This is a genomic window from Leyella stercorea DSM 18206 (genome assembly GCF_000235885.1).
Classification (GTDB): domain Bacteria; phylum Bacteroidota; class Bacteroidia; order Bacteroidales; family Bacteroidaceae; genus Prevotella; species Prevotella stercorea.
This window is the reverse complement of sequence record NZ_JH379465.1, coordinates 1-5,385: the sequence shown is the minus strand read 5'-3', so window position 1 is coordinate 5,385 and position 5,385 is coordinate 1. Positions and strand designations below refer to the sequence as shown.

The window sequence follows — 5,385 nt, the reverse complement described above, 5'->3', positions numbered from 1 at the left end:
TATCTTTTGATTCCTACATCAAACCACAACACATTGCAAAGGTACTAACTTTTTTCGAAGTTGTATATCTTTTGATTCCTACATCAAACCACAACCTATAACTATTAAATGTCAGAGAACCAATATTTTATAGTTCTTGCTTTGTTATAAGAAATCGTCGTGTAAGAATTATTACGCTACAAAAGTACTAAAAAAATTCCAATTGAATTGGGGCACCTAAAATTTTCTGAGTGATTTTACTCTTTTTAATGCTCTTTGGTTTACCCCAAAAATTATAGATGTCCCCATATTGCTTATCAGTAACACTTAGTATGCTAACCTTTCCCGTTTCTGGCAATAATGCCTTCACTCTTCTCACATGCACATCCAAACTTTCTCTTGATGCACAATGCCGTATATAAACAGAAAACTGCATCATGGAAAAGCCGTCCTTTTCCAAATTCTTACGGAAAAGTGCAGCTGCTTTCATTTCTTTTTTGGTAGAAACCGGCAAATCGAAAAACACAAATAGCCACATAATATGATATGCATTAAGTCTGTATTCCGTCATAAGATAAAGGGAAGTGATATTTTCTTAATTTCACCAGCATAAAACTTAACAAGAGATGCTGTCGTAAAAGTCAATGCAATCTGTAGCGGACGCATTACCTTGCCTATTTTTACGTCACAGCTTAAAAGGCGCATTATCTCCATTTTGGAATCTTTGTTTAATTCCGTAATGCCATCTGCATAAAGATTAAAGACTATTGAATCCACATAAGGACGATAAGGCTCCATTACATCATCAGCAAGCGGAAAGGCATTGTATCTGCTTTTATGGAATATACCAAGATTAGGCAACAGCCCAGAACCAAGTAACGCTCGTGCTGTTGCTGCACGCAAAATTGAATATCCATAATTAAGCAGTACATTTGGCGAATCTCCGCACCTGTCACGTTTAAAGTCTTTACCGAACAGTTGGGTCCAATATATTTTTGCTGCAATGCCTTCCCTATTGTCGGTATCACCACTTTTCACGTTAGCGTAGAAAGGTTTAAGACTGCTACCGTTTTTACCAAACGTATCCAAGACTGCAGACTGGTTCTTTATCTTAGCTTCAATTATCTGTTTCCATGCTTGTTTTTTCATCGGTTCGCTAACAGCAATCTGAGACTTTATATTCTCAGATTGTGTAGTATTGGAATCTAAGCTTTGAAGCATTGCGGTAGGCATCATTTTATTGTCACATAAAATGACAGCAACATTATTCTTCACCAACTCGTTGAGCAACGGTAAAGTAATGTTTATCATTTGACTTTCCAGGACAACACACCCTATATCTTCTATAGGGCGCGTTACCTTGTCATCACTGTCTTTCCAAGAAATCACAAGTTGTGAATTCTTTAGCGAAAGACAAACCGGAGTTGAGAAGAATAATGTCTGCTTTATCATATTATCTAAGCCTTCTTATTTCACCAAGTTCATTTATCTCAAAGTCATAACCTTGAACAAGGGCATTCAGCTGCGTGTGAAGCATTATTATTGCAGGACGGAATTCTTCACCTTGCTCGTATTCTCCATTTTTTGCCTTTATATCTTTACTTGGACGGGCTTCTTCATTGTGTATTAATTTTACTGTGGCATATGCATATTCACCATTTCGTCCTTTCATTCTCATTGTAGACAATCCTGTCACCTTATAAAGACGTCTATTCCTTTCCTTGATCGTAGCATCCCAAACCTCATTAGGTGATTTTTCATAAAGAAGAACCATTGTTCCTATTTTTAATGTATAAGCAAATGGATAATCATGCTCACTCTTAATAGGCACAATATGTCTGTCAACCACCTCCTTATCATTACTTGTTCTATAGTATTGAGCAGCTTGGAGTATATTAACAATTTCGAACTCTCGTTTTTCCTTGCCCTTGTTATCTGTACCAATATATAGAGCAAGCAAATAATTGCTATCATTAGCAACATGATATTGCTGCTTGTATTCTTTGATAGAGACATCACGTTGTTTGCGAATATTCAATGGCTTGGTGATAGAGGGGGTGAAGCATCTCACCTTTTTAATCGGAACCCGCTTTTCCTCATTCATCCATATTGTACTTGCCATTGCATCCTTAAAGCCTTTCTCCTTTATGGCAGCTTCAATAATACTCCTAACCGTATCATCCACAATATTCTTAACATCTTTTTCTTCTAACGATGCTAAGTCTATACGCTTAACATACTTAACAGCCCCATCATTTTCAATAGCGCCATAATAAGTGTCATTATGCAAAGAACCTCTTGCGGCATCGCCTTTGCAAAGAATCTTCTTGCCATCAATCTTAATTCTTCTGCGTCCTTGCTTCGGCATGTTGTCGGGAGTGTAATGATACACCAAGATTTCGTCTTGTATCTTCTTTATGTCCTCTACAAATGTAGCCCATGGCTTTTTGAAAGATGCTTTCGACATTCCATACCATTTGTTGTTTTCTTCGTCATGATAGTATGCACCCAGCTTATTATATTCATCCAAGCCAATACATGCAATTACAATGGCATCTATGCAATGATGTACATGATTGATACGTTCTTTCTTGCTATAGATGTCTTGTATTCCCCATATTTTTCTGAAGTCAGAAGTTGCTATGCCTTTCACGGTATAGACACGATTGAAGAGAGACTTCAAGTAAAGACGGGCATACTTTGAAATCACACTAATGTCGGTGCCTTGACGACGACTAAAGCCTTCAGGTACACTTTCCATTGTGAAACGCTCGTACTTACCGCGCCAATAATCACGACGAAGTTCCAGCAGATGACGTTTACGAATAATTGTGTCCTTCTGCTCTTTTGTTGTCGCACCTTTTGACAATTTCTTATTTTTGCGTATTTGAATGTCAAGCAACTCGTAATTCTTTTTCCACTCCTTGATGCGCTCCATAATCTCGTCATGGTTTGGCAATTCTACGGGCAACTTGGTTTTCTTTACTTCTCTATTGAAACGGCTATCACAAAGCGTCAAGTTCATCTTAGTACTATCACCACCAACACTACGAGGAATGGTGTGCTCAATATCAAACTTTGGATTTGCTCCAATGAAATCAGATATACGTATCTGCTTTCCGGTATAAAGACATATGTGATTCTGTTCTTCCCAAAGAACATATTTCAATATATCTTTGTCTGTGGGTTCAATATCCGTCCCGGTTTCTTTCTTGAATAGAGTTATTATTTGCTTTCGAGCCTCATCATTGGCACTTTGGTTCTCTTTTACGAATAAAGCAATGGCATTTCGCTTGTTGGCATCATTCAGTTCACGTGCAAACTCAATATGAACTTCAGTGTTTTGATCTATCTTTCCTTCTACAAGCAAACGGTTCACTAATTTACGCAATCTGAACATAGAACGCATCGCCATAGGATTGCGAACACTATCTATTCTTGGCGAACCAAGTTGATAAACGCCATGCTCATTAGTGTATTGCACTCTTGGATATGTCTCAATCATAGAAGGGTGATACAACTTCTTCAGACTATTATCAGAAACATTATACTGCCCTTTCAAATAATCTTTAATGCACACCTCGAAAGTGCGTTTGTCTTTGGTGTCACATTTATCCATCTCCATGATGATATTGTCGATAATAGTCTCGCGCATTTCCTTTATGCTCCACTCGTATTTGGGCATAACTTCGCATAAGTTACCCAAAAATACAGCATGAGAATATATCAACCCTCTCCTTAGATAAGGAAGAATCTTACAGATAGCCTTAAGGCTTAATGAGGCATAATCAGCTGGCAAAGAAATCTCACTGAATATCTTTGCTTCATCTTCGGATAATTGCAGGCGGTTTATAGCAAACTCGGCAAGTTTATCTTTGTCAGAATAGAAATACAAAGCATGCCAAATGTCATTTACAATATCAAATCGACTTTTACCCTCACCTAATGTGTATGTTTCACAAATAGCGGTTATCCAATCATCCCCAAATACATCTTTAAGGGCAGCTGTAACAGGACAGCCAGAAACAGATGTATCCATTGGATAATTGAACAGGAATGGCATTTCTGCATCTTCTTCTTTCTTGTAGAAGCCATACATCTTCTTTGGTGCCAACTTCTTGGTTATATCCTCAAAATCAAATTGTTTTTTCGACTTGCGAAAGAATAAAGGCATTATTTTTTCACGTTCCCCAGTATTAAGAGGGCGTAATACATCATCATTAGGAGTTTTGATCTTAATGTTATTGATGAATGTGAGCATTCTAAACTCTTCGTACATTGGATGTGAAGAAGGACATTTTGTCTTGTTCTTCTCAAACACACATTTGCCTACCTGTCCTTTTTGCGACTTTAAAGGTCTTTGGTCAAATATTGCCTTTTCAATATTACGTACAACCTCCGAACCCAGTTCTTTTTCCAAGTCTTGCTTCTCACAAATAGCCTTAAACTCGGAAAGAAAATGTTCATTACGTGCAGTATAATGCTTGCGGATTTTCTCTCCCTTATTATAAAGAGCATAGAAATAATCACCAAGATATTCATAACCGGCTTCATTCATTTCATGGGTAAGGGTACTGATACCTTCCTTTACTTTGCCAGAATCTTCTCCACCTTGCTCTTTTCTGTTACTCAAGAAACCACGGCGCTGAATGATATGATAAAAAGCTCTACCTAAAATGTACCTATCGGTAACGTCAGACAAATCCAATTTCTCATGAATACATTTGTGCCTATATGCATACGGAGTCTTTTCTGTATCGTCATCAGTACGTTGCCATTGCATGAACAATTCATTCTTTGGATATACCTTCTTTAGTCGCCATGTTGAAAGTTCTTCTTGTGAAAGAGGAGGACACAAATGATTGTCACTTAATATGCGAAGCAAACGTATCTTGCGCAATTTTATGCGATAGTATCTTACACGTGTAGCTCTATGCTCTGTACGTTCTGCTGCCTTTGAAGATTCTATGCCTTTCTCTATTTTGACTCCTTCTTGAAATATATTCACGCCTTTGTCAAGCAGATTATAATTATCTGCCGTCTTATCAACAATAGCCCATCCAAGGCTATTTGTTCCAGTATCAATTCCTAATATTTTTGTCATGCAAATATAATAATTGTTTAGTTAATTATTAATAATCCATAAAAGTACTACAAATTATTTGTACGAACAAATTATTCATTATATATTTGCAACAGAATATAAGATTTCCTACATCTTATCACAATAAGGCAGTAATTGCCGAAGGTGTTAAACCTATACTCCCGCTTCGGTGGGAGTTTCTTTTTCTACCTTTCCCTATTTTTTATTCTCAATTATCCAAGTATCAAGTTTGTCAAAAGAAAAAATAAAGCACTATAATACAAAAAGGCGGTAAGCACTCAAATTAGGGCTTAAATTAGAAA

General features: G+C 37.1%; 3 protein-coding genes. All 3 read right to left on the bottom strand.

All coding sequences use genetic code 11. The features are described 5' to 3' along the window. Window positions 1-187: 187 nt before the first annotated feature. The 3 genes from cas2 to cas9 are packed head-to-tail and all read right to left on the bottom strand — an operon-like array spanning window position 188 to window position 5,083. Complete coding sequence (gene cas2, locus HMPREF0673_RS11380) at window positions 188-550, bottom strand: CRISPR-associated endonuclease Cas2 (protein ID WP_007902536.1); 363 nt, start codon at window positions 548-550, stop codon at window positions 188-190. After that, window positions 547-1,431, bottom strand: coding sequence for a type II CRISPR-associated endonuclease Cas1 (gene cas1 / locus HMPREF0673_RS11375; RefSeq protein ID WP_007902535.1), 885 nt, complete (start codon window positions 1,429-1,431; stop codon window positions 547-549). The genes cas2 and cas1 overlap by 4 nt, the downstream gene beginning before the upstream one ends. A gap of 1 nt (window position 1,432) precedes the next feature. Further along, complete coding sequence (gene cas9 / locus HMPREF0673_RS11370) at window positions 1,433-5,083, bottom strand: type II CRISPR RNA-guided endonuclease Cas9 (RefSeq protein ID WP_007902533.1); 3,651 nt, start codon at window positions 5,081-5,083, stop codon at window positions 1,433-1,435. Between the last annotated feature and the right edge of the window lie 302 nt (window positions 5,084-5,385).